The following is a 25,542-nucleotide window of genomic DNA, read 5'->3' on the forward strand; positions in this document are numbered from 1 at the left end:
TCATCCCGGCCAAAGCAATCAATACAGAAAAAGCTTTTGGATCCCAGACCCCGTTCGCACATTACCTACGCACCGGGTCACTGACCCGACAGATTGATATGCACATTCTTTTCATGGGTGAAGGAAATCAGTTCGCCAATACCTACTTCGCGCCCGATACCCAATTGCTTGACCCCACCGAACGGGGCACCAAGGAAATGCCGACCGACTTCGTTAACCCAAACAAACCCGGCCTCGACGCGTGCAGCCGTACGATGAGCCATCACCAGATCCCGAGTCCAAATTGCACAGGGCAGCCCAAGCTCAAGTGCATTGACCTCGTTCAGCATGGAATGCTTCGTCCGACCATTTGCGAACCGCAAGAACTGGCCCGAAAATCTCTTCACGGGCGATACGCATCTGCGGCGTTACATCCGCAAAAATCGTCGGCGCGATAAAGCTGCCTTTCGCCAGCGGACTATCCGTGACCGCATAACCGCCAGTAACGGCGCGCGCACCCTCACTTTTGGCAGAGTCAATGAAACCCATGACCCGGTCGAACTGCGCACGGCTGACAATCGTGCCTATCGTGGTTTCAGGATCCGTCGGAACGCCCGGCTTATATCTTTCAACAGACTCGGCCAGATAGGAAATGACTTCGTCGTGGATATCCTCGTACAGGAATGCGCGACTTATCGAGCCACAGGACTGGCCGCACCAGCCAAAGTTCATTCTAGCGACAATCGCGTCCGCAATCTTTTTCGGATCACTGTCGGGATAGGCAATCAACGCGTTCTTGCCACCCAGTTCCAGCAGTACAGGTTTGCCCGTAACGCTGGCGCTTCGCATCACAGCCCGGCCAGCCGACACAGAGCCAATAAGCGTGACCTTTGCAGCGCCAAGGTGCTCGGCCAGGCCAGCACCTGCCTCTAGATCACCCGGCAACACGTTGAATGTGCCTTTGGGCATCAGGCCATCAACAATCTCTGCCAGGCGCTATGCAGACAAAGGCGCCTGTACCTGCGGCTTGATGATGACAGCGTTCCCTGCCGCCAAAGGCGCCGCCATTTTACCGCCACAAAACATGAACGGATGATTGAACGCCAGGATACGTGCCACAACACTAAGCGGCTGGCGCAGGGTCATATTCACCCGATCCGGCCCCATAGGGATCGTGTCGCCCTTCATTTCAGTCACAAGACCGGCGAAAAACTCCATCTGGGCCGCCGCGATGGCCGCGCATCTCGGTATATGGGTTGCCGCAATTGGCCGCGTCCATCATCGCAAGCTCATCTCCGCGCTTGTGCAAGAGAGCCGCGATTTCCTGCAGAATACTGGCACGCTCAAGAGGAGCAACATCACGCCATTCCTTCAAACACGCAGGCGCTACGTCCACCTCGGCCCGGGTCGCCGCAGCCACTAATCCGATCAGCTGACCTGTGCCCGGGTTAAAAGTCTCCTCGTAATTTCCTGCGCTTGGCGAAACCCATGCGCCCCCACAATACAGCTGTTCCTTACCAGAGAGAGCATGGTTTGCATCCATATTCACCATGCGCATATGACGTTTCCTCCCGCGATTGCCCTTGATTACTTAGATTTCTAATATAGTCAACCAATGAACCCCATCGCCTGCCAACTGAAATCGTTGGGCGTATGAAAGGTTTTCGCCGGGCGGCACGCAGGTTAGCTGCCCTGCCAGGCACCCCCCACCGGGTGCCGCTGATCGCTAGCGCATCGGCTGGGGTGACTAATGCCTTCCCAGCTACCAAAATTCAAGTGAAATATTGGGCCCTCCACTAGCAAGCAAATTACCGCCATACGCTCACTATCTGCTATTTTAGATCACTAATTATTCGCGTAAATACTCTCTTGGATTGAATTATTTTCTGGGCATTCAATTGATTAAGAAAAAGACAGCCTGGCCCTTTCAGGAAGGGTTTATCATCAACGGAACGGCGGAAACCCATGTGTTTACCGACTACCGCTGGAATGATGGAAGCGTGAGCCGCCGCCAGTTTGTGGATCCAAACAGTTACGACCACACGCGTATCACAGTACGGCCGATTTCACTAAAGCTGCCAAGCAGCCAGGATCAGTAGGAGAACCACTCCGAGTGACCCACCGTGCCCTCGTAGTCTCCGTATTCGACCATGATGCTGCGCAAATAGAAGTACGAGGAACTTCCGCCGCTCGGAAAGGCAATCTCCTGCCCGCTTTCCGAGATGAATGTCACGGGCCAGGGCGTGTGGGATCGGTAGACCCGCTGGATGTACCGGCAGGTGCGGTTCTCTCGGTCGCAGGAACGAAGCGACCAGTCCCAATACCGATCACCTCCCCTTTCTCTATAGGCTTGACCGGTGAACCAGATCACATGAGTGCGGTTCAGCCATTCATACTCCGGCAGGTTGGTGTCGAGTTCGCCCTCCCCGCCGGGACCGCCCAGCTCGACCGGCACATGGGCAAAGGTGCAGACTCCGAAGGGCGGCAGGCTCGGCCAGGGTGTGATCCGTCGAATCATCGTGCGATAGGCCCGTGCGCAAACCGCACTGGGAGGAAAACCGCCCGCCATGCAGAGCATGATGGCGCAATCGATGTCATAGGCCTGCGCCTTCTGCGGAGCTCCAAACACCGCCATCACTCCCATTGCAGCTGCCATCGCCTGTCGCTTCATATCGCTCTCCCGCAAAAGTTGCGGCAACTATCGTACAATATGTATTTTTCTGCAATATGTCGTATTGACTCTATATGACTTTATGGCCTTAGTGTCGTGAAGTAGAAGGGCTCTCGTGGGGAGAGTCCGAACATGCCGATAGCGCGCAACCAGATCCTGATCACCATCGATGGTGTCAAAGACCTGTCCGAGAAGGGCATCGCGTTCCGCTGCCGGTATGAACTCGTGGGGTTCACGGACGATGGCAAGCCGCGCTACCAGTGCATCTACCTGCGCGAGGGCGAGCCGGAAGCCATTCTGGTCTCGACCCGGATCACCCCACACGGGCCGGAGCCGCGGTATTTCAACATATGGCCGGGACTCTTCAAACATCATCTCGAGTTCGGTGACGGGCGCGATCTGCGCTTTGGTCCTGACTACAGCATTACCCTCGAGGAGCGCGGCTGACGTCATCGCCTTCGGCCGCGACGGGACAGCCCGGACCTCGGGCTGGACCTTTCATGGCGAACGACCTGCCTGGGCGGGGCTGGGTGATAGCGCTGAGGCCGGGGTGGTTCTTGCCTCGCTGGATGCCACACCGCCGTCCGGACGCGACGACATCCTCTCCCTGATCCGCACGACTGCTGACCGGTACCAGGGGAACCGCGCCCTGCGGCAAGTCGGCCTCGATGAGGACGACTGGCTGGTCCTTTTCCAAGCCCTGGTCGAGGCCGAAAGCAGCTACAATCCGACTGCCGTGAGCCCCAAGGGTGCCTATGGTCTTGGCCAGCTGATGCCGGACACGGCCCGTGCGCTCGGCGTCGATCCGCGCGATCCCTCACAGAACCTCGACGGCGCCGCACGCTATCTGCTCGCGCAGCTGGCCACATTCAAGGACATCAACCTGGCGCTCGCAGCCTATAATGCCGGGCCGCACCGCGTGGTCGAGTATTCCGGCACCCCGCCTTTCACCGAGACTCGCGACTACATCGCGCGCATCCATCGGATCCGGTCCCGGCTGGCGGGTGCGCCTTTTTCCGCGCCGGATATCCGTGTCGCGACCCGCGTGCCTGCCCGCGCGCCGGTCCTTATCGAACTTCAGTAAAACAAGGGAACTTCGCATGCTTCGACATCGCCTCAGCCGCCTCTTGCCTGCCGCCACAACCCTGGCGGCTTTCGCAACGCCCGTCCTCGCGCAAGACTTGTCACCGATCCAGACCATGCTGGAAACCGTCGAGGCCGCGCTGACCGGTCCCATCGGGATCGCGGTCGCCACGCTCGCGGTCATCGGCACCGGTTTCATGTGCATGATGGGACGGCTGAACTGGGGCTGGTTCGCCTCGGTCATCATCGGGATCGTGCTGATCTTCTCGGCCGGCACCATCGTCGACGGCTTCTCGTGACATTCCGGCAAAATAGCGTCCTACGAGCGACCCGAACGCGTTGTGCTACGCAAACGCTGCCTCGGGCCCCTCTCCGGACACACATTTCCTTCTAAGCCGGAATATCACCCAATGGCAGAACGATCTCCCCTCTTTCTGGGCCTCGCCCGTCCGCCCAAGTATCTGGGTCTCCCTGTCGGATACCTCGTGGTTCTGGCGACCGGGGTCGTTCTGCCGTTCATCTGGACGAAGTCGATGGTGTTCTTCCTGATCGGGATTGTCGCCTATCCGATCCTCTGGTTCGTCGCCGACCGCGAGCCGCATTTCTTCGAGGTCCTGCGCGTCTCCTACGGCTCTGTGCGCGCGACGAAGAACCGGGCCCTGCATGGAGGCGACAGCTTTGGCGCGTGATGCGGGCACCCTTTCTTCCTTCGGGACCGCCTTGCATCACGCCGGCGGCGGCGAGTTCGCGCGGGAGAGCTATCTGGCCGAGCACCTGCCGTATTTCGCGCTCACGGATGACGATGTCATGGTGCTGCGAGAAGGCGATCTCCTCGCAACCATGCGCCTCGATGGTCTCAATCCGATGACCACTGAGGACGCCCGGCTCGACGCGCTCAAGCGCGCGGTTGCCGCCATCGTCGCCCAGACCGGCAATGCCTTCGGTTTCTACATACACCGGATCTCCGTGCCGCAAAATCTCGGGATGCGCCCCATCGAGGGCGACAGCTTCGCCGCCGCGATCGATGCGCGGTGGCAGTCCCATGTGAAAAACCTGCGCCCCGCCAAGCGCCAGCTTTATCTCAGCGTCATCCGGCGGCCCGACATCTCGGCGCGCATTCCGCTCCTTCGGGCACTGGCCCGCAAGGCCTGGGTCAAGGACCGCGCGACACGGATGCAGGAGTTGAACGAGGTCATGGGCTTCTTCGAGGTGGCGCTTGCGTCGGCCAATCCGGTCAGACTCACGAAAGCTGGCGGCGAATGGCTGGGCTATCTCAATACGCTGAACGCCGGCAGCTTCTCCCCCATCGCCTTCGGGCAAAGTGCCTTGCCCCTCTCGCACACCCTGAGCAATTGCCGCGCGACCTTTGATGGCGACGTGGCCACCCTGACCGATGCAGTGACTGGGCGGGTCAAATACGGCGCGCTCTTCTCAATGAAGACCTATCCCGCACTGACCGACGTCACGCTGCTCGACGCGCTCGACCTGCCCCTCGACATCGTGCTCACGAACTCCTTCAGCCCGATCCCGAACAACATCATGGCCGAACGCATCCAGCGGATCATTCGTCAGATGCACGCCTCAGACGATGCCGCCGTGTCCCTGCGCGAACAGCTGGGACAAGCCGCCGATGATCAGGAGGCAGGACGCATCGCCTTTGGCGACCACCACCTCTCCATCGCGGTCTATGCGCCCGACCGCGACACGCTCGAACGGGCCGCCGCCCAGATCAAACGCGTGGGCCAGGAAATCATGTCGGTGATCGTCCGCGAAAACATGGCGCTGAAGGCGACGTATTTCGCGCAGTCGCCCGGCAACTTCGGCTACCGCGCCCGCAAGACACCAATCTCCTCGATTAATTTCGCTGACTTCGCGGCCCTGCATGGCAGCGTCGAGGGGCGCAGCCCGGACCAGTCGCCATGGGGTCAAACCATCACGGTCCTGCCCACGGTCGGCACTTCTGGCTATCGCTTCAACTTCCACGAGGCGGGAGCCCCAAGCAAGGAACCCACGGTCGGCCATACGCTCGTTCTGGGGCGCACCGGCACCGGCAAGACACTGACCACCGCTTTCCTCGCAGCCCAAGCGCAACGGGTCGGCGCGCGGCTTTTCTTCTTCGACAAGGACCGCGGCCTCGAAATGGCGGTCCGCGCCCTTGGCGGGCGCTATAACGAAATCCGGGCTGGCGTACCCACGGGCCTCAACCCGCTTGCCACCGAGACCGACGAGCGCGGCCGCGCCTGGCTCTCGGACTGGCTCGCGACCCTGCTCACACGGAATGGCACGCTCTCGGGCGAGCAATCCCGCCACATCCAAAGCGCGGTCGGCCAGAACGCCGATGCGGGGGCAGGCCTGCAGCGCTTCGCCAGTTTCGAGACCCTGTTCCAGTCGCTCGATGACGATGGCGAGCTGCAATCTCGCGTCGCCGAATGGGCGCCGGGTGGGCGCTATGGCTGGGTGTTTGACGAACCCGAGCGCGGTGCGGGCCTCAAGCTCACGGGCGACATCGTCGGGTTTGATATGACCGAGATCCTCGACATGACCACCGAGCGAATGGCGGTGCTCTCCTACATCTTCCGCCAGATCGAACGTGTGGTCGAGGATCGCCGTCCCACCATCATCGTGCTCGACGAAGCCTGGAAGCTCTTGGACGACCCGTATTTCGGGGCGCGGCTGGAAAACTGGCTGGTCACGCTTCGGAAGATGAACTGCGTCGTGATCATGATGACGCAATATCCAAGCCAGCTGCGCGACAGCCGCGTTGGCAAGACCATCGTCGAAACAGTCCCGACCCAGATCCTCTTCCCGAACGATCGTGCCACTGTCTCCGACTACGACTTCCTCCGCGTCAACGCCAAGGAGGCGGCCCTTCTCGTGCAGCCCACCATCGGCCAGCGCATCGCGCTCGTTCGCTCGGCGGGCGACAGCGTCTTCGTCGATGCCGATCTCTCTGCGCTCGGAGAGTTGCTGCCCATCCTTGGCGGCGGCGCCACCGGCGAAGCCCGCGTGCCTGCCGATTGGCGCGCCAATCCCGATTTCTGGAGACATGTGATATGAGTTCGCAACCCCTTCTCGCGCTTTGCGCCGCCGCAAGCCTTCTGTCGGCTTGCGAAAAATACACTGAGAAAACCTCGCCATGCTTCGGACGCAAGGGCGAGCCGCAGGTGACCCGGTCCGCACTTTCCTTCTCGACCATGGGCGCACCGGTTCAGGAGACAGCCAAGCCCGACTGTACCTTCGAACCCCTGCCCCGTCCGGAATGAGCCGCGCCGCGATCATATCCACCGGACTCTGCCTCGTCCTCGGTGCCCTGCCCGCGCTCGCCCAGGGCGTGCCGACGCAGGACAATTCCGCGATCGGGCGCGCCATCGCACGGGTGACGGCACTGGCCGAGGATCTGGGTGTCCAGCAGGACAAGGATCGCACGGAGACGACGCTCGCCGATGTCCAGGCCGACCAGTTGCGCGTCCTCGAGGAGATGACTGCGGCGATCACTGGTCCCGGCTTCGATATCCGCGCGCTCGAAGGCAATGCGGATTTCGGGGTGGCGGCGGTCTATCCCAATACCGATCCAAGCCCGATGGTGAGCCGCCTTTTCGGCGAGGGACGAGAGACGGTCGAAATGATGATCGTCGAGGTCGCGGGCGAGTTTGCAGGCGCCCCCGGTGTGGCCCGCGCCGGTCTCTCGGCCACCCAGTGGCGCTGCCTCTTCCAGGCCCTGATCAAGCAGGAGAGCCGCTTCAACGTTGCCGCTGAAAGCCCGGTCGGAGCCTATGGCCTGACCCAACTCATGCCTGGCACCGCCTCCGATCTCGGCGTCGACCGCTATGACGTGAAAGACAACCTCCGCGGCGGCGCGCGTTACATCACCACGCAGCTCAACCGCTTCGGCAACATCCCCCATGCACTTGCGGCTTATAACGCAGGCCCCGGTCGGGTCATTGAATATGGTGGCGTGCCGCCCTTTGCCGAGACCCAAGGTTACGTGCGCAATATCTCGAAGTTCTACAACGAATACCTCGCCGTGGTGGGCGGTGCCGATGCGCTTGGCACGCTCTCACCTTCAGACTTTGCGCTCGCCGAATATGCCAGCATCTCCGAGGCGGGCATCTATTACGCGGCTGATAGTTCGGCGACGACCGAACAGGTGATCAATCGCCTGCGCGCCATCATCCTGCAGATCGATGAGCAACCCAATGCCAAGGCGGCCTGGGAGCTCAACACCTACGCCAAGGCCGAGATCGGCCGCATCCTCAACCTTCGCGTCCGGCTGATGGCGGCAAACCAGCAGCGCGAGGCGGCCTATGCGCAGCACCTCGTGGCCGACCGGCTGGCCGAGCGCGACTTCATGCAGATGGGAGTTCCCGAATGAGACACCTTCTCCTGACCGCCGCAGCGGTCACTACACTTGCGCTCGCCTCGCCCGCTGCTTCCCAGGGCGTACCAACCTTTGATGGCTCGCAGCTTGGTCAACTCGTGGCCCAGCTCGAGCACATGGCCGAGGACCTGAATGTCCAGATGCAGCAGCTCGCGACCATGCGGCTGGAACTGGAAACCCAACTGTCGCAGCTCACAAACCTCGAGGCGCAACTGACTTCTCTTATTGAGGGCAGCGGGCTCGGTGAACTTTTCGCGACGGTCGAAGAATTCCGCGCGCTGCGCGGCAAGCTGATCGCGCCCCTCAATACCGCACAATCTCTGGCCAGCGGCGATTTTCTCAGCGGCTTCAATCCCGGCGCAGAACTCTCCGCCTCGGTCGAGCGGGTTCTTTCGGACAGTGGCTTCACCTCGGAGCGCCTCAGTACGCTTTCGGGATCGGATCAGCCCGCCGACAACCGCATCGCCACCTCGGCCGGGGCCAGCGCCATGTTGTCGGTCGCCGCGCAAGAAAGCCATGAAGAAGCTGGACAGAGCCTCGAGCGGCTCGAGACCATGGTCGGGCTCATCGACGATCAGGACGGGCTGAAAGCTGCGGTCGATCTCAACACCCGCGTCACCGCTGAACTTGGCATCATCCTGACCCAGATCTGGCGGCTTGAAGCGGCGCAAGGCGTCAGCGCCGGCCAGCTTGGCGTCGTCGATGCAGCGACCCTCGCGGATGAGCGCAAGTTCCGGTCGATGGCGGTGGATCCATGAGGCAAACCATGACCCACAGCTTGGCACCAATTCGGACGCTTGGTCTCGCCGCACTTGTCGTGAGTGCCCTGCCCAGTGTTGCGTTGGCCCAAACCCCGAGCACGAACCCTTCCGGCGACACGCCCTTCAATTCGATGGCCATCGCGCGGGACGAAGCCGACGAATGTCGTGCTCCGAAACCCCCCGCCGATCTGGCCGAGACCGCCTATCTGCGCAACGGCTACCGCGCGATCCTGCGCATCCTGATCGCCGAAGAGGCGCTCGCCTCGGAAACCTGCACCTGTCTGCTGGATCAGTTCACCTGGGATCAGGCCTTGGGCGCGCTGCCCCGGTTCCAGACCTCGGACAACCCGCGTCTGCCCTTCAAGGTGCTCGAGCTCTACGCCAAGGCGGACGCGCTCGAGGCGCAAGTTGTGGAGGCCTGCGTAGAGTAGATGGGCGTTATTCGCGACATCCTGAGCCAGGTCGACGCCGCGGTGGATACCGTGGCACAGGACGGCTTTGTCTCTTCGGCAGGCGTTGTCGGCGACGTGATCTCCGCCGGGGCCGCGCTCCTCGTCGTGCTCCTCGGGATCAACGCGGTCATGCAACTCCGCCCCCTGCCCTTTGGCACCGGGTTTGCCTTCGGCATGAAGGTCGCACTTGTGGGGATCTTCGCGCAGAGTTGGGATAATTTCAGCGTCATCTATGACATCGTCACGCAGGTGCCCGACTCCGTCGGCGCCTCGATCCTCGCGCTCACCGGCTCGGGCGACGAGGCCGGGGTCTATGAAAGCCTCGACAACATGGTCGCCCGCATCACCGCCTATGGCGACACGATCGGCGACCGCGCAGGCTGGGTCTTTGGCGCGGTCCTGGGCGCGATCTTCTTTGTCCTCTCGGCGGTCTTCGCCGCCGTCACCGCCGGGATCATCGCCTTCGCCCGCATCGTCTTCGCGCTGATGATCGTCATCGCCCCCTTCATGATCGTGACCTCGCTCTTCAAGCCGACCCAATCCCTTTTCGAGGCCTGGACCCGCGCCACCATCGGCTATGCGCTCATGCCGGTCGCCGCCGCAGGCGCGGCGGGCATCATCGTCGCCATCGCCGAGGCCATAGGGGACGCCTCCGCCGATCCGGGCGATGTCGAGACCGTCAGCCTCATCCTGCCCTTCCTCGTGATCCTGATCCTCAGCGCCGGGATCATGGCCTCGGTCCCCTACATCGCCTCCAACCTGACCGGCGTCGTTGGCATTGCCTCCAATGCCGTGGGCCTGACCGGCCTCGCGCGTCAGGGCTTCGTGAACACGCGGGAATACGGCACGGGTGCCGCCTCGCGCCTCGTCACCGGCAAGTCTCCGCACGAGCTGAACCAGATGGCCAATGCGGGCGTGGTGAAAACCGGCGAGTTGATCCGGCAAAGCCCCGGCGCGCTCCTCTCCGCCGCCAAGGCTTTCCGCAAACCCTGATTTGAAAGACGACGACTTTGAAGAAGACTGTAGCCAGTTCCTCCGCGCCTGACCGCGACGCGTTTGAGGCGGATTTCATCTACGGGCCTCGGCGGCGCGAGCGTTTCGCCTGGTTCGTCGCAGCTGCAGGCGTCCTGGTTGGCGTCGCCGGCATGGTCGCGGGCGCGAGCCTCTTTCCGCTCAAATCGACCGAGACCTTCGTGGTCGTGGTCGACAAGGAAACCGGCGAGATGGACCGGGTTGCCGCCGTACAGGCGCTGACCCTTTCCGAGAGCGATGCCATCATCCAGGCCAATCTCGTGGCCTATGTCGATGATCGAGAGACCTATGACCTGACCGATGGAGAGCAACGCATCAACTCGGTGCTCGATCGTTCGGATGGCGATGCCGCCCGCACGCTGCGCGATCTCTGGTCTTCGACCAACGAGGATTACCCGATCACCGTCTATGGCCGCGAAGCCAAGATCGAGGTGGTGATCAAATCGGTCAATCAGATCGAGCGCGGCGTGGCCCAGGTCCGCTTCACCCGCACGCTGCGCCGTCCCCGCGACACCCGCACCGTCACCCGATCCTATGTCGCTACCGTTGGTTATGACTTCCAACCTGAAACCCGCCAGCGCCTTCAGGACGTCTGGGCCAACCCCTTGGGCTTCGTGGTGACCTCCTACCGCGTCGACGCCGAGACCCTGGAGAACTGACCAAGATGAAATCCCTGCCCGCGCTCCTTCTGGCGCTTGCCCTTCCTGTTGCCGCATCCGCCGAAGCCACCCCGCAAGGTGGCCCGCTCGACATCCGCATCCGCACCGCCGTCTATGATGAAAACCAGGTCTACCGGATCGAAACCGACTTGCGGCATTCGACGACGATCCATTTCGGGGCCGGGGAGCGGTTCGAGGCGGTGATTGTCGGCGACACCGAAAGCTTCCAGGTCGATCCGATCCCCGAGCTTGGCAATGTGCTCACAATCAAACCGCACGTGGCCAATGCCTCGACCAACATGACGGTGATCACCAACCGGCGCACCTATTCCTTCCATCTGCGCGAGGGCTCGATCCCGAACCGCACCGGCATGTTCTTCGAAGTCCGCTTCCGCTACCCCGACGAAGAACGCCGCGCGGCGGGTGCCACCCAGCCCAAGGGCTATGAGGCCCCGCGCAACTACAACTACCGGGTCTCGGGTGAAGGGGATTTTCGACCCAGCCATATCTACGACGACGGTCGTTATACCTACTTCGTCTTCCCGGAAAACGCCCGTCAGCCCGCCCTCTTCAAGGCCGATGACCAGGGCCGTGAGCGCACCGTGAACTGGACCCAGCAGGGCAACACGGTCCGGGTGCTCGGGGTGAACACCTACTGGACGCTGCGCATCGGCGACGAGGCGATCTGTGCCTGGCGCGACGAGAGCGCGATTTACGTGAGCAACTGACCATGGCCGATCAAACCCCTCCCGACCTGCAGGACCGCCTCGATCAGTTCAGCCAGCGCGGCAAATCCAAACGCCGCGGCAACAGCCTCGGGGTCGGCGCGCTCGCCGCTGCCCTTGCCCTCGGCGGGGCCGGGGTCGCGTATTTCCTGGCGACCAGTCTGCAAGAGGGGGACAGCGCTCTTGAGACCTCCGATGTCGAGACCTTCCAGGACCGCCGGCCCGGCACCGGCGGGCGGCTGGAGTTTCCTCCTGACGAGACAGAGCAGCGGGTCAATGACGCGCTGATCGCTGTCGAGGAGGCGCTGGACGTGCCCGCAGCCCCTTCCCCGGAACCAAGCGCCGAGGTGCTGGCCGAGATCGCCAAGCTTCGCGAGGCCCTCGCCGTCAGCCAGGCCGCCCGCAACTCGGAAATCCAATCCGCCGTCGCCGACCTGCGCGAAGCCTTCGACGAACAAAAGGCCGCGCTTGAAGCCACACTCGCCGCAAAGGAAACCGAGCTGGCCAACCTGCAGCGCCAGACCGAAACCCGTATCGAGGGGCTGCAGGCCATGCTCGACGCCGAACGTGCGCAGCGCGAGGGGCTCGAGGCCGAGCTCGACCGCGAAGGGCTGATCGCCGATCAGCGCCTGCTCGAAGAACGCCGCCGGCAGGAAGAGGAACAGCGCCAGCGCGAGGCCGAGCGGGTCGCCGAGGAGCTTCTGACCGCGCAGATCAAATCCCCCGCCGTTGTCTATGCCGATGGTCCGCGGGGTGGCCAAAGTGGCGCGGCAGTCGCTGATCCGGCGGCCCCTGGCACCGGGGGTCCGGTCCTGTCAGGAAATGAGCAGTTCCTGCAAAGCGCGCGACCGCTCGAGGTGCAGGAGGCCGCCCGCCTCACCCATCCTGAGCGCACGCTGACCCAAGGCTCGGTCATCCAGGCCGCGCTCCAGACCGCCATCAACAGCGATCTGCCGGGCTCCGTGGTCGCGGTCGTCTCCGAGCCGGTTCCGGCGTTTTCCGGGGATCGGATCCTGATCCCCCGCGGCTCCCGCCTTTTTGGCCAATACCGCTCCGGGATCGAGATGCATCAGAAGCGCATCCTGATCCTCTGGACCCGCGTCCTGACCCCGGACGGCACCTCGATGGAAATCGCCGCCGTGGGCGGGGACCAGCTCGGTCGCTCAGGCCTGACCGGTCTCGTCGACACCAAGTTCGCCGAACGTTTCGGCGGGGCGGCGCTGATTTCCGTGATCGGGGCGGCGCCTGCCGTGGCGGCGGAGAGTGCCAACAACGAAACGACCAGCATCGTTCTGGGCGATGTCGGCAGCGATCTTCAGGATGCCGTCGGATCGGTCATTGCCGACCAGGTCTCGATCGCACCCACGATCTATGTCGATCAGGGGGCCTCGGTCACCGTGCTCGTCGACCGGGATGTGGTGATTTATTGACTGAGGCAGCATCACCAACCTCTTATCTCGAGCGTTATCTCGACCCGTTCCGCGACCTGCTGAGACGCGATGACGTGGTCGAGATCGCGATCAATCCGGACGGCAAGGTGTGGATCGAGGTCGCGGGCGACGCTACCATGCGCCACGAAGGCCAAACCGTGGATCGCACCACCGCCCTCAACATGGCCCACACCATCGTCGGCGACGCCAAGGCCCGCGTCTCTGAAAAGAACCCCCTTGTCTCTGGCAAGGTGGAATATGCAGGCCGCCCGCTCCGAGTTCAGGTTGCCGTACCGCCCGCCATCGATCGCGGTGCCTCGATCACGATCCGTCTCTTCGCCTCCGGCAGCGTCAGGGATTACGCACCCACCTATCTCTTCGGCAAGGCCGTCTCGCTCGATGCGCTCCGCGCCGAGAAGATGAAGAACATCGCCACACTCGCCGAAGTGAACCTCGAGGCCGCGCTGCAAACCCTGGTCGAGGCGCGGCTCAACGTCCTGATCAGTGGCGGCACCTCGACCGGCAAGACCACTTTCGCCCGCCATCTCCTGACCCATGTCAGTGAACACGAGCGGCTGATCACCATCGAGGATGCCTTCGAGCTCTTCCCCGGCCAGCCGAACACCGTCGCCCTCCTGGCCGACCGTGGTTCCGGCTTGCAACGCAGCGCCAATGCCCTCCTTCAGGCCTCCCTCCGTATGCGACCCGACCGGATCATCGTCGGCGAGCTGCGCGGGGCCGAGGCCCTGACCTATCTCGAGGCCATTAACACAGGCCATGGCGGATCGGTCTCCACCATCCACGCCGAAACCGCCGAACTCGCCATCGATCGACTGGCGATCATGGTGCTGCAGGCAGGGACGCCGCTGACATTCGCCGAGGTCCGGCAATACATCCGCAAGTCCATCGATGTGATCGTTCAGCTCGGGCGAGCCGAGGGGAAGCGGGGGATTACGGAGTTCTATCTGCCGGGGTCGTGAGACGTTCCGACACAGCAGGCGTCGAGCAAAATAACGTGCTTAGGCTACGAATGGCAGCAGCGCGCGAGCGCTGCTGTTCGCTTTGTATTCGTCAATAGCCGCTATTGGGCCGAGGCAAGCTGTCTTTTGGTGTCGGCCGAAAAAGCAACGTAGAATTACTTTCTCGACAATCGGACGCGTGATAATAAGGCATTTAAGGGAAAGAACTTACGCTACTAGGGCACAGTCGGCGGCGGTGCCACGCGTCCGGCGAGCTTCTGCCACTGTTTGTTGTCGATAAGGGTGGAACGGTAGATCCGCAGATTACCGCATCCCGGAAGTGACTTCAGCGTCTTTTTGACTGGATCAACCAACGCCGGTGCCAACCACGGACTAAAGGTTTGCTCAGACATTGCGCCATTGTCCTCATTTTCAATTCAGATATTGGTAGGCGGTTGAAAGGAAGATCGAAATCTGCGACGCCACAGACCCAAAAATCGGTTTGATGGAGTAACCTGGAGCAACTTTCATGATGCCGTATTACTTGAGGTCGTGCGGCGTCTTCCGGAGGGCTTGAACTCGGGCTACGACGATAAGGTATTCGGTATCAGATCCAACGGGCGTTTTACGCTCTATGGTTATCCGCTCCGAAATGTGTTGCTGGTGTCCGTTCCTATCTGTCAGATCGAGGACCAACAGAAATCCAAAGCGGACGCCTGTAGTGAGATATCCTGTCGCTTGTCCGGCGTAGCGCTTGGCCAAGGTAGCGTTGTCCGGTACGTTGTCATCCTTCTTAACCTCGATAATCGAACTTACACCGCGAAACTGGACGTCGATGTCGGCTCTCCCACCACCACGATCACGCGCCTCTGCTTGGAAGGTTGGCGCTCCCCCGGTCTGCAAGAATTTCAGAAAATCCAGCTGCAGATCATGTTCTACCGGTAGCTTTCCACTTCGCCGGAACAAATAGGAGGCGACAGGATCGGTGCTAACACCGACGTTTGACCGGGCAGCCAAAAACTTCAGTAATAGGCCGACAAGAGACTCCACGAGCATCCGCGCGTCGGGGAAACGTGAATAGTCTGGCTGAGTTGCAAACTGTTCGATTACCTGTTGCCAAAGCTGAGCAACCATAACATTGGCGTCCCCATGCATGCGGAGTTCCGAAACACCCATTTTGGCCGCGGCTTCGCTGAAGCCGGCATCTTCTAGTACCTCAACCAGCCGGCTAGTGGTCGTGGCGTCGAAAGGGCGGCGATTAAGCGAGTCCTCCATCGACCGCTTGAGCGTTTCGCGCAGCTCCGCTACAGCCCCGGCTTTTCCATGGTCAATGTTGACCTGTAGCCACTCCTCCAGCGCTTGAAGGTAGTACCTGCGTTCGCGCATTCCACGGATGGTAGCATCCTGCATTGACGCATCGAGGCCGGGCGTAGATGGCAGACCAAAAACTTCGCTTCCAGGGTAGAAAATTGACAGAAGCTCATCCTCAATCACAATTGCAACGTTCAACCAAATTTCTTTGCCTAGGGAGTGGGCCAGAGCAGCTAATTTTGTTGCCATTGACAACCAATGAAAGCGTTCCCTCGAGGAAACAGCCAGCCATGAGTGAGACGCGTGGCGCGCCTGTGAAAACGCAGTATACTCGATGGCAGCAATTTCCAATTCAGGTAAACGATCTTTCAAATCTGCTCGGAGCCCGTCTTCCCGTACTGACAGCAGGAAGGTCGTGCAAAGCAAATAGAGTTTTGCATCCGGACGACGCTCGCTGTTCTCGAGGGATCGCTCGAACCATTTTTTTGCGGACGCAAGCGCCGACCAAAGGGCTTCCTCGGTGGGTGCGGCCAGTCCTTCGCGAAGCTTAGCTAACCCAATTTCCATGCACGCTTCGTCTGCGACAGTATCCAGCGTCGCCAATTGTTCGAGAAGCAACATAAAGTCTGTATCCGGATATCGACGTAGAATAGCGCCAACCACCTTGGCGACGTGACGCAGGAATTGTGGATCGTCCTCTGTCGAAACGTCGAGGATGCTGGCCTGTAGCCTACGCACGAGAACCGCGTTCTCTTGCGAGAGCAGCATCGCACCTCTCAGTGCATGGGAACGCCCCCATGAATGATTGCTTTCATCTTCGAAATGGGAACAAAGACTTGTCCACGCTGGCTTGGCGAACCCGGCTGGTATCTCGATCCGCTCCAGACAATCGACCATCTCGGCCAGTGCTGGAGCGTCGTCAGTCCACGCCAGCATTTCCAACAATACGGATTGGACAGAGGTCTCGGATATCCATCGGGTCAGCCAGCAAAAGCCATCGGCTCGGTCTGAACCGGGCGCGAGTTTTTGTACTGCAGAAAGCAATCGCTCCGCTGAAACGGAGCCCGGATCACTGGATCCGTCAGCATCGGCGCGTAACAACTCGATAAGATATTCCATGACTCACCGCTTAGAAAACGTAGTCGTCGCCTTTGGCATGGAGACGATGCTCGATTGGCACAACGGCTTCAACGGAAGGACGCGCTGTCGTGCCGATGATTATCTGCACACCGCCTATCTCCGAGGCCGCGGTTGCAACGCTATCGAGCATCGCCTCGAAATCCTTGTCCACGACCTCTTCGGACGCCGGCGAGTCGATCACCATCAAACCGGGGTGGCGGCCGTGACCCCGTTCCCTTGCGACTTCGACCGCAGCGAGCGCCACGGCAATCTTGATGCGCAGCCGTTCACCCATGGTCAAGTTGCTAAACCATTCGATAGCTCCACCTTGTTTGACTTTGAGCCGACCTCCGTTGTCCAGTTGCATCTCAGTGGCGTTGGGCATGCCAAACTTCCGGGAAAGGAGCATCACCGATTGCGATATCTGCTTCAGAATCTCAGATTGCATATCAACCATAAGTTCTTTGGTGACGTCAGTGGCTGCCCTGAGAACCTTATCCGCAGCATCGGTATTGGCGTCCGAGCTTGTAGATGTCGCTCCATCACCCATGAGGTCGCGAAGTTGAGCTGCCTGGGCTTCCAGCTGGACGATCTCCAGCTCTGTATCAGGGACCTTGGCAGCAAGGTCGACCTGCAACGCGGAAACCCGATCCTTTGCTTTTCGAAGTTCGATTGCAGCGTTGTTTGCAGATTTTTCCGCGGCTTTTTGCTTCTCCCTAGCTAATTTCAATGACGCGTCGAGGGCGTCGACTTCATCTTTCGCAAGCTGAATGTGATCTTCTTCAAAATCCTCTGTGCCCTGGGGAATATCGTTCTTGCAAAGCAGACAGGTGCTTCCATCGCCAGTTGACCCAGGCGCCGCCACGACCTCTTTGTATTTGGCTTCGCAGGCTGGGCAGCAGGATGGGCTAAGCTTGCGGAACGAATAGCCGGCTGACTTCTCGTCCTCCAGTTGCTGTACCCTTTGACGGGCTTTCTCGAAGCTCTCCGCAATCTTCTGCAGCGAGACATCAGCCACTTCGAAAGCAGCCCGCGTGGAATCCGCAACTTCGCGCAGAGTGACCATCTGTTGGTCCAAATCGTTCAACTCGACCCGTTTCCTTGAGCGATCGTCAACCTTCTTCACGCTTTCCCTTGCTGTCTCCAGCTTGGCGTTGACCGTCTCCAACCTTTTCGCAAGGCCCTTGTACAGCGCAGACTGGTCTGGACGAGCGGCGCGGGATTCCTCGACCTCCTTCTGCGCTGTGAGGGCCGCGCTATACGTCGAGACCCACGGCAAACCGATGAATAGTTGCAGTAGGCGTAACGGGATACCATCGATCGTGACGTCGCCGAAAAGTGCCTTGGCGTTCGTCGAACTCGACAAGAAGAGTGCCGATGAAATCAGTGGCCAGCCATGAGCATGACCACCGGTTTTGGAATTGTGTGCATATATCGGCGAGAAGGTTAGTTCAGCCATCATTAGCTGTTCCGTTTGCGACTTCAGCCCTTCGCCGCCATCACCGTCGTATAATGGCACCCAGCTCCCGTCGCTGCCCGAACGGCTGACGCGGGCTTTCGCTTTCGCCGGATCCTCCTCTCCGACATCTTTCCGCAATTCAGTACGGTGGAGAATGCCGTCGATCTCATAAGTCACATCGACGATTTCCAGCCATTTCCAGACGTCCGCCTTAACCCTTCCCCGGAACTCGCCCCTGATGACAGCGTATAGCAGATTTAGGATAGAAGACTTGCCGCGGAGGTTGCGGTCCGACATTACCGCAAACAATCCAGCGCCGAGGTTGGCCCAAGTCTTATCAAACGGCCCGTCACAGTCGGACTCTGCACGGGCACCTGCAACTCTTATGCTTTTGAACCGCAATGACTTCGCTCGAGGAGGTGTAGGCTGCGGCTGGATGTTGTATTTCTGTAGCACAGACTTGGCTGTGCTTTCCTCAGTGCCTGAACGTTCCGCAATGGCGCGGAGCCAGCCACTCTCGGTGGATTGAATTGGCGCAGACTTTCTCATTTCAGATTCTCCGAAATCGCGCGTAGGCGCTTCTCGACTTCCACACGAATGCTCGGGATGAGATCGCCATGAAGTGTCTTGCCATAGGTGGGATGCTCGTATTGCCAGTCCTTAAGCTTCGAACCGCTTTTACCGGAAGCTACCCGCATCACTAGCGTCATCCGGTCCCGGTACCACACCAAGTCCGGATGATCGGCTACACACTGGTCCAAGAAAGCCATTGCCTTCGATGATATCTGGTATTCATAGCGACGCACCTTGCCATCTTCGCCTTTAAGCTGCATCGATCGGACGAGTCCGTAGTAGCTTAGCAAGGCAAGTGCATCCGCGATGTTCTCGTAAGCTCCTCGCTTCCACCTGACCATGCGCACTAGCCTGACAGAAGGTTCATCAGCATCAAAAATGCCTTCGACCTTCTTAAGCAGGTCGAGATCACCCTCGGCTTCGACCACGTCCAGTAACGCGTCAGCCAGATAGTCTGGATAGCGCACCAAGAAATCCATAGCCATTAGCCGTTTTTCGGCCCTGAAGACTTTCACGCATTCTTCAGCAGGATCGTCAGCAGGATCGGAACCGGCCGCTAGAATGAAGAGAAGCCGCAAGGCGTCACGATATCTAACCCCAACGGCAGAAACTGGGTCAGTTGAAGTCGCGCTCCCAGTTTCGCCCGCTATATCGTCAAGTAAGCCCATGCCTGCCGACAACTCCCCCATAAATCTATGATTGTATTATTTCGAATAAGATCGCGTATCGTCGCTTGCAAAGCAACCCATTGAGAATCTGGACGAACTGCCTGTCAAACACATATGAACACAAGTCTAGCAAGGTGTTGCTCGGCAAGCTGGCGGAGCAATCTGAAAACACAACCGGCTTGATTGAACGCTGATTGATTTGGGTTTCGGCTCTGTACCCTTACGCCAAAGGCCGCACGGGAGACCTTCTGGTTGCTGAAAAACGCTGGCGAACAGCAGCAGTGGAGACGTCAAGAGTACGCATGCTTTACGATGGCAGTCTGACTGGCAGAGGCTACAAACAGTCATCCTCCGCGCACAACACAGAAGATTAACAAGGGACAGTCGCGCGAAGACCGCGCTCACCCTCCCAATAGCTCTTCAATGAAGTCCTCCTGCCGGTCGAGCGCCGCCTCCCATTCCTTCGGCAAGTCCGCTTCCCGCTCGAGCATCTCCGGCTCTGGTTGCCCGCGCCCGGCTTCCATCGTCCTCACGCTCATCGCGCGCGCTTCGCGGCGCTGCGAGCGATCCCGGACTGGCGCGCGTTCGGCCGGTTTCGCCTGCTCGTCTGCGCCGGCCTCATCGCCACCTTCGCTGCCCCAAGGCCCAACACCCTGCACGCTCGGCGGATAGGGAAAGGGCTTACCTTCTTGGCGGGCCAGCATCTGCTTGAAGAAGGGATCGTCGTAATACTTGATCCGGCTCGCCTTGATCGGGTGCTGGGGCGAGGCGAGGATGATCACCTCGTCGGGGTCCATCAGGCGCGCTTCGGTCTCGGAAAGCAGCGGCCGTTCTTCCAGCCGCGCCGAAGTCGAGGTCGCGCCGAGGATACCTTTGTTGCGGCCATACATCTTGGTCACCGCCTCGCGGGTGGTGCTGCCGACGGCGGCCGAGACTTCCTTCACCGTGCGCTGGTCGCGCGGGGTGATGTAGAGCTTGAGCCCTGCCCCGTTCTCGAGGCTTTCGCGGCCCTCGGGCCCGTAGATCCGGTCGAGCGAAGCCAGAGACTGCGCGATCATCGCGACGCGGCCGCCATAGCTTGCCAAGGAATGGATAGCGCGTTCGAGATAGGGCATTGCACCCATCTGCTGGAATTCGTCGATCATCATCATGACCGGCCAGGGTTCGTCGGGGCCCGGTTCATTCAGGCGGATCGAGGCGATGAGATCGGCGAACATCAGGCGCAGGAGTGGGGCGAGGGTTGCGATGTGATCTTCGGAGACGGCGATATAGAGCGACTGCGGTTGATTCCGAAAAGTCGAGAAATCGAAGTCGCTGGCTTGCGTGGCCGAGCGCACTGCCGGGTTGTCCCACTGCTTGAGGCCCGCGGTCATCAGCGCCTGGATGTTTGAGGTCAGCAGCCGCGACGAGGCAGAGGCCGCGTTGGTCCAGAGCTCGCGCAGGATGTCTTCTTCGGCTTCATCGGCATAGGTCTTGTACTGGGCGTTCTTGTACTCGCCCCCGGCGACGATCTTGTTCACCTCGCCAAGGTTCGGCGTTCCGCGCTGGATCGCCAGCAGACAGGCCGCGACGAAGATCGACTTGCCGGCCTCGGAGAAGGTGTCGAGTTGCTTGTTGTCCTTGTCGAGGAAGAGGTCGGCCAGGATCGAGACCTCGGTGAAGCGCTGCGCGAAGCTCGGGGCCTTGGCGATCCGGGCCAGAGGATTGTAGCGATGCGTGGCATTGGCCCAATCAAACGGGCTGAAGCGATAGACCTCGTCGCCATTCAGCGCCCGCAACCGCGCTGTCTTCTCGAAGTTCTCACCCTTCACGTCGAGCACCACGACCGAACCCGCGAAGCTTAGGAGGTTCGGGATCACGAAGCCGACGCCCTTACCGGCGCGGGTTGGGGCGACCATCATCACATGCGGGATCGTGGTCGAAGAGATGAACTCAGCCTTCGAGGTCGGCGCGCCGAGTTTGCCGCAGACAAAGCCCTTGCCCGGCGCCTGCAACATGTCGTTCTTCTTCAGCTCCGCCTTGGTCTGCCAGTGTGCCGAGCCGTAATCGTCCCGCTCTTTCTTCCAGGTCCAAGCCAGCGCCAGGGTGCCGAGACCGATCGCGCCAAAGCCAACGGCCCCGAAGCCCACCTTGAAGGCTTCGGGATGTACCGCGCGGGTGCTGGCGCTCGCCTTCCAGAGCGCCAACATGTCGAAACTCTGAAACCCCGTTTTCAGGGCCAGGGTCAGGTAGAAGGCGGCAACGATGGTGCCGATGACGGCGCCGCAGATCACACCGAAGAGGAGCGCTGCCCAGAGGGGAAGTGTCTTGGTCATGGTGGTCATCTCCCCTTTAGAATTCCATCTCGTCATCGAGACCGCGGTCCCGACCGAGATCACGCCCCAACTCCTGCACCTCCTGCTGGCCGCGCAATCGCGCCACCTCGGTCGCCTTATCCTGCTGCAACCCGGCAGCGCGGTCGGTGAAGACCTGATCGCCGGTTTCCTCAAACGTCATCTCAAGGAACTCCTGCGTGACGGTGATCTGATCGAGCTTGCTCGGCAGCGCCGCGTCCAGCACCTCGTAGTTGCCGCGGCGAAGCTCGGCCAAGCCTTCTTCGCCCAACTCCTTGAAGAGCTCGGATTGCAGGGTCCGCTCGACCGTCTCTTCCTGTTCCTCGCTGAGCTTGCCGTCGCGCAACATGTGGGCGAGGTCCTGCAGGTAGGGATTGGGCGTCCGGTCGTCCTCGTCGATGAGCGGCAGCGTCGCCTCTTCCTCGTCCGCGAGGGTCCGACCAATCTCGACACCCAGTTCCTTGGCGCGTTCCATCAGCGCGTCCATCACGCCGTCGACCTTCTCGAGCGCGGCGTCGAGTTGGTCGTCACTCGCGGTCTCCACGCTCAGACCGTCCTTGGCCAGCACCGCGTTCATGTCCCGCTCGACCCAGTCCTGTGCCATGCCGTAGTTCCGCGTGCCGCCGGCACTGATCCGCGCCACCAGTTCCTCGCTATCCATCCCGACCTCCTCGGCCCGCTCGAGCACGTCACGCAGCCCTTCGTCATTGCCCGACTGCAGCGCGGCGATCAGAACCTCACTGCCCGCCCCCGGCGGATAGGGTTCTTCGAGCTGCTTGCCGAAGCGCACGCGCAACTCCGGGTCCGGCACCATCTGCGAGAGGTCCGCGATGATCGGCGCGGCCTTGGCCTCGAACGCGGCGCGCTCGGCCGGGTCCAGTTCCTCGGCCTTGAGCCTCAGCGCCTCGATCGTGCGCTCGGAATAGTCGATCGCATCACCGACGGTCTTGATGTCCTTCATGTCTATCTCTCCTTCGGTGAAGTTCCACGGCGTGCCCGAGCCCAGTCCGTCCGCCATGCCGCGCACGGCGCGCGCCATGTGGCGCTGGTCCATCCGGTCCAGCAGATCCGCGAGGTTCTTGTAGTCCTTGGCGAAGCCCACCACCTGCGCCTGCGCGATGGCAGTTTCCTGGGCCGTCATGACGATCTCGCGCGGCAGGCGAGCCTCTTCCTTGGCGCGGTAGATCTCCTCGATCCCGGCGGGCTTCTCGAAAATGCCGCGCTCGAGCCGCGTGGTGGCATCAAGCATCACGCCATAGCGTTCCGCAATTTCAGCCTGCTTCTCGCGCATGAGCTGCGGCGACATCACGCCCTCGGCCCAACACGAAAACCAGGTGCCCTTCTCGACGCCGCGATTGTTCAGGATGATATGCGCGTGCTTGTGCGCCCGGTCGTCATGAACCGCGAGGACATAGTCCCATTGGTCGCCGTATTCGCCGCTCTCGAAGAAATGCTCGGTCCAGTCTATCGCGATGTCGCGAACCTGATCGACCGTCACGTCGGTCGGGAAGGACAGCAGCATGTGCGAGGTGAACCCGAGCTTGGTCGAGCCGCGCCAGGTCCCGGCCCAGTCCTCGACGATGTCCTCTTTCTGTTCCTCAGACAGCACCGCCGCATCGGTCAGCGCGTTGGTCATCGTCGAATAGGTGTAGACCGCCTTGTCATTGATGTAGGAGATCTGCGCCCCAAGCGAAGCACGCGTCTTGCAGCCCCCTGCCCGGATCCGTTTGAACACCGCCGCTCGGCTCTGACCCGAGGCTACTTTCAGCGCGTTGCGCGCCGACATGGTTCCAACGCGCGCGAAACTCCGCCCCTGCCGACGCCCCGCCAACCGCGCGTCGATCCGCGCCGCGGCCTGGCCCCGGATGCGCTCATCCTCCCAGAGCCGCCCCATGACCGAGGTGTAGAGGGCGAGCGGATCAGCCATTCCTGACGAGCCTCAATCCGCGCTCGATCGCGCGCGGGTCATCCTCCAGGATCTCGTTCTCCGCCTCCTGCCCTTCTTCCTTTTGCGGCCATTCCTGATGACGCAGCGCCTGCGCCGCATCCTTCATCTGGCCCATCTCACGACTCATCGACTGCGCCAGATCGAGCAGTTCGATCAGCACCGCGCGGTCTGCCTCCGAGACCTCCAGCCGACCGCGATGGACCGCCTTGGCGAGCACCAGTCCGGCGTCGCTCATATCCTTCGCCTGACGCCATGCGGCGCAGAATTCCGAGACCAGATCACGGGGTATATCAAGGAACCCGCACCGTCCACGCAGCACCGCATTGAGCGCCTGTGATCGGTTGGCAAAGCCCCGTTCGCGCCACTCCGCATCGAAGGCGTCCAGCTCGGATCGGCTCGCCCGGAAGGCCACCGTCTCGCTTGGATCGCGCACCGCGATGCCCTCGCCCGCCTCCTCTTTCGCGAGCCGGTTCACGTGGCGCGGGGAGATGCCGAACGCCGCCGCCAGGTCCTTGGCGCTCTCGCCCGCCGCGAAGCGCTTTGCCACTTCGATGCGCTGCTCAAGCTTCAGGTTTTTCGCTGGCCTCGGCACTAGGACGTTCTCCCGCTTCCAGGGAAAAGATGCATGCGCAAACGCGCGCGAGGCAGCGATTGCTCGCAATCGCGTTCGCGTGCGGCGGAGCATTCAGCTTTGCGGGAAACGCCCATCACAGACCCCTCGGACAAAATGTGCAAACATTGGCCATATCCTGCCAACGTCTTCCTTCTCTCTTTTGCTTATACTTCAATACATCACATTGCGCAATATTACGTTTTGCATGATGTGTTTTTTTGCTTGCGATGAGGTGCACTCAAGACCGCTGGGCAGCGCGACATGGAGCGGTGCCGTCCTCATCGATGCGCGACAATCTGGTCGAATAAATCTGCTGAAACTTGCGCTGGAGCAGCACGCGATGTCAGGCAAACCGAGCGCCCGAGCCGGTCACGGATCGGGCGCCAGAAACACGAAAACGGCCCGCGCGGGATGGCGCGTGTCACGCCCGTTTGGGGCGTCACAATGTTGGTAAGGATCAGTGTCAGACCCCTGCGGATCCGAAGACCCGCAGGGGTGTCTGGGTCAGTGACCCAGTCCCTGACTGCGCAGATCGTCGTAGCGGCTGCGGGCGATCAGAGCCTCGGTCTCGAGGCTGTCGAGTGTCTCCGGATGGGCGTCTTCATCAAAGGCGGCGAGGTAGGCATCGAAAGCCATGTCGGCTTGCAGTTCGGCGAGGTCGATGGATTGTTCGAGTGTCATGGTGTGATCCTTTCCGTTGATCGTCGTTGGACGGATCGTGGAAAAGACCGGGGGCATGAGAGCGGGCTGCACCCGGCACGGGGCGGAATGAAATGGAGCACGCTGGGGGCAGGTTTGTTGTGAGCGATGCCCCGCAGCGCTCAAGGCGCCAGCCGTCCAGAAACCTGCCCCCGGCGTTGCCGGCCGCTCGACCCCGGGCTAGCGATCTCTAAGGCCAACAGGTCGACGGAAAGGCGCGCGGCGGTGACTCTGGCGTGAGACGTTGCCCCGGGATGCATGACGTTGATTTGCGACTTCCACCCTCGCGGCACAGGGTGAGTTCGGCGCCCCTGGTAGCTTCGCCAAGACGACCTAGGCGCGGGTTGTTCGACCGACGGAAGAGGTGCGCTTGGCTCGCTCAGTTGGCTCCCAGTTCTCCCTGCGGTCATTCGGTTCCGCCTCCATCGCGCGTGATCCACGCTGTCACTGAACTGAAAGATCGAAGCCGCGCCCGCGACCTATCCGGTCTGACGACCCGCCTCTGCGTCCGCTTCCGAAATATGCCGCGTTCTTCGGACACCGATAGTGCACCGGTCGAGGGCAAATTCCCCCGGAACGAGAAAAAGCCAGACCGCCGGAGCGGTCTGGCCTTTGGCTTAGGCGGCGTCTTTTGGGCCCCAGGGGATCACGGCCTGCAGGGACAGATCGTCCTGGTTCGCGGCCTTGCCG

General features: G+C 61.1%; 26 protein-coding genes and 1 pseudogene. 15 read left to right on the forward strand and 12 right to left on the reverse strand.

Annotation, left to right across the window (positions count from 1 at the left end; all coding sequences use genetic code 11):
- Positions 1 to 77: 77 nt before the first annotated feature.
- From DAEP_RS24465 to DAEP_RS24515, 3 genes and pseudogenes are all read right to left on the reverse strand, one after another.
- A complete protein-coding gene (locus DAEP_RS24465; protein ID WP_235859499.1) occupies positions 78 to 329 on the reverse strand; it encodes an aldehyde dehydrogenase family protein in 252 nt (83 codons plus the stop codon).
- Positions 304 to 1,197 (reverse strand): annotated as a pseudogene (locus tag DAEP_RS23180) (aldehyde dehydrogenase family protein). Before DAEP_RS23180 ends, DAEP_RS24465 begins: the two are co-directional and overlap by 26 nt.
- Complete coding sequence (locus DAEP_RS24515) at positions 1,169 to 1,537, reverse strand: aldehyde dehydrogenase family protein (protein WP_268873720.1); 369 nt, start codon at positions 1,535 to 1,537, stop codon at positions 1,169 to 1,171. Before DAEP_RS24515 ends, DAEP_RS23180 begins: the two are co-directional and overlap by 29 nt.
- 316 nt (positions 1,538 to 1,853) lie before the next feature.
- On the opposite strand from DAEP_RS24515, the gene DAEP_RS23810 reads away from it, so the two are divergent.
- On the forward strand, positions 1,854 to 2,078 hold the full coding sequence (locus DAEP_RS23810; protein WP_239368556.1) for a hypothetical protein: 225 nt from the start codon (positions 1,854 to 1,856) through the stop codon (positions 2,076 to 2,078).
- Here the strand turns inward: DAEP_RS23810 and DAEP_RS0121635 are convergent.
- On the reverse strand, positions 2,072 to 2,650 hold the full coding sequence (locus DAEP_RS0121635) for a hypothetical protein (protein WP_027246174.1): 579 nt from the start codon (positions 2,648 to 2,650) through the stop codon (positions 2,072 to 2,074). The two genes, DAEP_RS23810 and DAEP_RS0121635, sit on opposite strands and share 7 nt — an antisense overlap.
- Before the next feature lie 132 nt (positions 2,651 to 2,782).
- Here DAEP_RS0121635 and DAEP_RS0121640 point away from each other — a divergent pair, with 132 nt between their 5' ends.
- The 14 genes from DAEP_RS0121640 to DAEP_RS0121700 all read left to right on the forward strand — a co-directional run bounded on the left by DAEP_RS0121640 (position 2,783) and on the right by DAEP_RS0121700 (position 14,150).
- On the forward strand, positions 2,783 to 3,097 hold the full coding sequence (locus tag DAEP_RS0121640) for a hypothetical protein (protein WP_008335576.1): 315 nt from the start codon (positions 2,783 to 2,785) through the stop codon (positions 3,095 to 3,097).
- On the forward strand, positions 3,036 to 3,734 hold the full coding sequence (locus DAEP_RS0121645; protein WP_342665834.1) for a lytic transglycosylase domain-containing protein: 699 nt from the start codon (positions 3,036 to 3,038) through the stop codon (positions 3,732 to 3,734). Before DAEP_RS0121640 ends, DAEP_RS0121645 begins: the two co-directional genes overlap by 62 nt.
- Positions 3,735 to 3,750: 16 nt before the next feature.
- Complete coding sequence (locus tag DAEP_RS0121650) at positions 3,751 to 4,032, forward strand: TrbC/VirB2 family protein (RefSeq protein ID WP_036761582.1); 282 nt, start codon at positions 3,751 to 3,753, stop codon at positions 4,030 to 4,032.
- A 111-nt stretch (positions 4,033 to 4,143) separates the two neighbouring features.
- Positions 4,144 to 4,422: a VirB3 family type IV secretion system protein gene (locus DAEP_RS0121655; RefSeq protein ID WP_008335580.1), complete on the forward strand. Its 279-nt coding sequence runs from the start codon at positions 4,144 to 4,146 to the stop codon at positions 4,420 to 4,422.
- A complete protein-coding gene (locus tag DAEP_RS0121660) occupies positions 4,397 to 6,790 on the forward strand; it encodes a VirB4 family type IV secretion/conjugal transfer ATPase (RefSeq protein WP_027246176.1) in 2,394 nt (797 codons plus the stop codon). The genes DAEP_RS0121655 and DAEP_RS0121660 overlap by 26 nt, the downstream gene beginning before the upstream one ends.
- Positions 6,787 to 6,996, forward strand: coding sequence for a hypothetical protein (locus tag DAEP_RS23815; protein WP_008335582.1), 210 nt, complete (start codon positions 6,787 to 6,789; stop codon positions 6,994 to 6,996). Before DAEP_RS0121660 ends, DAEP_RS23815 begins: the two co-directional genes overlap by 4 nt.
- Positions 6,993 to 8,105 (forward strand): lytic transglycosylase domain-containing protein, encoded by a 1,113-nt coding sequence (locus DAEP_RS0121665; RefSeq protein ID WP_027246177.1) that lies wholly within the window; start codon positions 6,993 to 6,995, stop codon positions 8,103 to 8,105. The genes DAEP_RS23815 and DAEP_RS0121665 overlap by 4 nt, the downstream gene beginning before the upstream one ends.
- Positions 8,102 to 8,869, forward strand: coding sequence for a type IV secretion system protein (locus tag DAEP_RS0121670; protein ID WP_027246178.1), 768 nt, complete (start codon positions 8,102 to 8,104; stop codon positions 8,867 to 8,869). Before DAEP_RS0121665 ends, DAEP_RS0121670 begins: the two co-directional genes overlap by 4 nt.
- Positions 8,870 to 8,952: 83 nt before the next feature.
- Positions 8,953 to 9,303, forward strand: a complete 351-nt coding sequence (locus DAEP_RS0121675) for a hypothetical protein (RefSeq protein WP_245595146.1) — start codon at positions 8,953 to 8,955, stop codon at positions 9,301 to 9,303.
- On the forward strand, positions 9,304 to 10,317 hold the full coding sequence (locus DAEP_RS0121680; RefSeq protein WP_027246180.1) for a TrbL/VirB6 family protein: 1,014 nt from the start codon (positions 9,304 to 9,306) through the stop codon (positions 10,315 to 10,317).
- 17 nt (positions 10,318 to 10,334) lie between these two features.
- Positions 10,335 to 11,015 carry a VirB8 family type IV secretion system protein gene (locus DAEP_RS0121685; protein WP_027246181.1) on the forward strand — a complete coding sequence of 227 codons (681 nt, stop codon included), beginning with the start codon at positions 10,335 to 10,337 and terminating at the stop codon, positions 11,013 to 11,015.
- 5 nt (positions 11,016 to 11,020) lie between these two features.
- Positions 11,021 to 11,743: a TrbG/VirB9 family P-type conjugative transfer protein gene (locus DAEP_RS0121690; protein ID WP_027246182.1), complete on the forward strand. Its 723-nt coding sequence runs from the start codon at positions 11,021 to 11,023 to the stop codon at positions 11,741 to 11,743.
- A gap of 2 nt (positions 11,744 to 11,745) precedes the next feature.
- Entirely contained in the window at positions 11,746 to 13,170 is a 1,425-nt protein-coding gene (locus tag DAEP_RS0121695; protein ID WP_027246183.1) for a TraB/TrbI/VirB10 family type IV secretion system protein, read from the forward strand.
- Positions 13,167 to 14,150, forward strand: a complete 984-nt coding sequence (locus DAEP_RS0121700; RefSeq protein ID WP_027246184.1) for an ATPase, T2SS/T4P/T4SS family — start codon at positions 13,167 to 13,169, stop codon at positions 14,148 to 14,150. Before DAEP_RS0121695 ends, DAEP_RS0121700 begins: the two co-directional genes overlap by 4 nt.
- A 215-nt stretch (positions 14,151 to 14,365) precedes the next feature.
- On the opposite strand, the gene DAEP_RS24120 is transcribed toward DAEP_RS0121700, so the two are convergent.
- The 8 genes from DAEP_RS24120 to DAEP_RS24290 form a co-directional block, all read right to left on the reverse strand.
- Entirely contained in the window at positions 14,366 to 14,542 is a 177-nt protein-coding gene (locus DAEP_RS24120) for a hypothetical protein (RefSeq protein WP_154665124.1), read from the reverse strand.
- A 127-nt stretch (positions 14,543 to 14,669) separates the two neighbouring features.
- The gene (locus DAEP_RS0121705) at positions 14,670 to 16,559 is read right to left on the reverse strand and encodes a hypothetical protein (protein ID WP_083783485.1); all 1,890 of its coding nucleotides are present in this window, start codon (positions 16,557 to 16,559) and stop codon (positions 14,670 to 14,672) included.
- Between the two features lie 10 nt (positions 16,560 to 16,569).
- Positions 16,570 to 18,474, reverse strand: a complete 1,905-nt coding sequence (locus tag DAEP_RS0121710) for an ATP-binding protein (RefSeq protein ID WP_208855472.1) — start codon at positions 18,472 to 18,474, stop codon at positions 16,570 to 16,572.
- 89 nt (positions 18,475 to 18,563) lie between these two features.
- Complete coding sequence (locus tag DAEP_RS0121715; protein WP_175480281.1) at positions 18,564 to 19,259, reverse strand: hypothetical protein; 696 nt, start codon at positions 19,257 to 19,259, stop codon at positions 18,564 to 18,566.
- A gap of 401 nt (positions 19,260 to 19,660) precedes the next feature.
- Positions 19,661 to 21,574: a type IV secretory system conjugative DNA transfer family protein gene (locus tag DAEP_RS0121720; protein WP_027246185.1), complete on the reverse strand. Its 1,914-nt coding sequence runs from the start codon at positions 21,572 to 21,574 to the stop codon at positions 19,661 to 19,663.
- Between the two features lie 16 nt (positions 21,575 to 21,590).
- Positions 21,591 to 23,519, reverse strand: coding sequence for a relaxase/mobilization nuclease domain-containing protein (locus DAEP_RS0121725; RefSeq protein WP_008335610.1), 1,929 nt, complete (start codon positions 23,517 to 23,519; stop codon positions 21,591 to 21,593).
- A complete protein-coding gene (locus DAEP_RS0121730; protein WP_008335612.1) occupies positions 23,512 to 24,132 on the reverse strand; it encodes a helix-turn-helix domain-containing protein in 621 nt (206 codons plus the stop codon). The genes DAEP_RS0121725 and DAEP_RS0121730 overlap by 8 nt, the downstream gene beginning before the upstream one ends.
- A 525-nt stretch (positions 24,133 to 24,657) precedes the next feature.
- Entirely contained in the window at positions 24,658 to 24,834 is a 177-nt protein-coding gene (locus tag DAEP_RS24290) for a hypothetical protein (protein WP_165198475.1), read from the reverse strand.
- Positions 24,835 to 25,542: the final 708 nt, after the last annotated feature.

This window comes from Leisingera daeponensis DSM 23529, assembly GCF_000473145.1.
GTDB lineage: Bacteria > Pseudomonadota > Alphaproteobacteria > Rhodobacterales > Rhodobacteraceae > Leisingera > Leisingera daeponensis.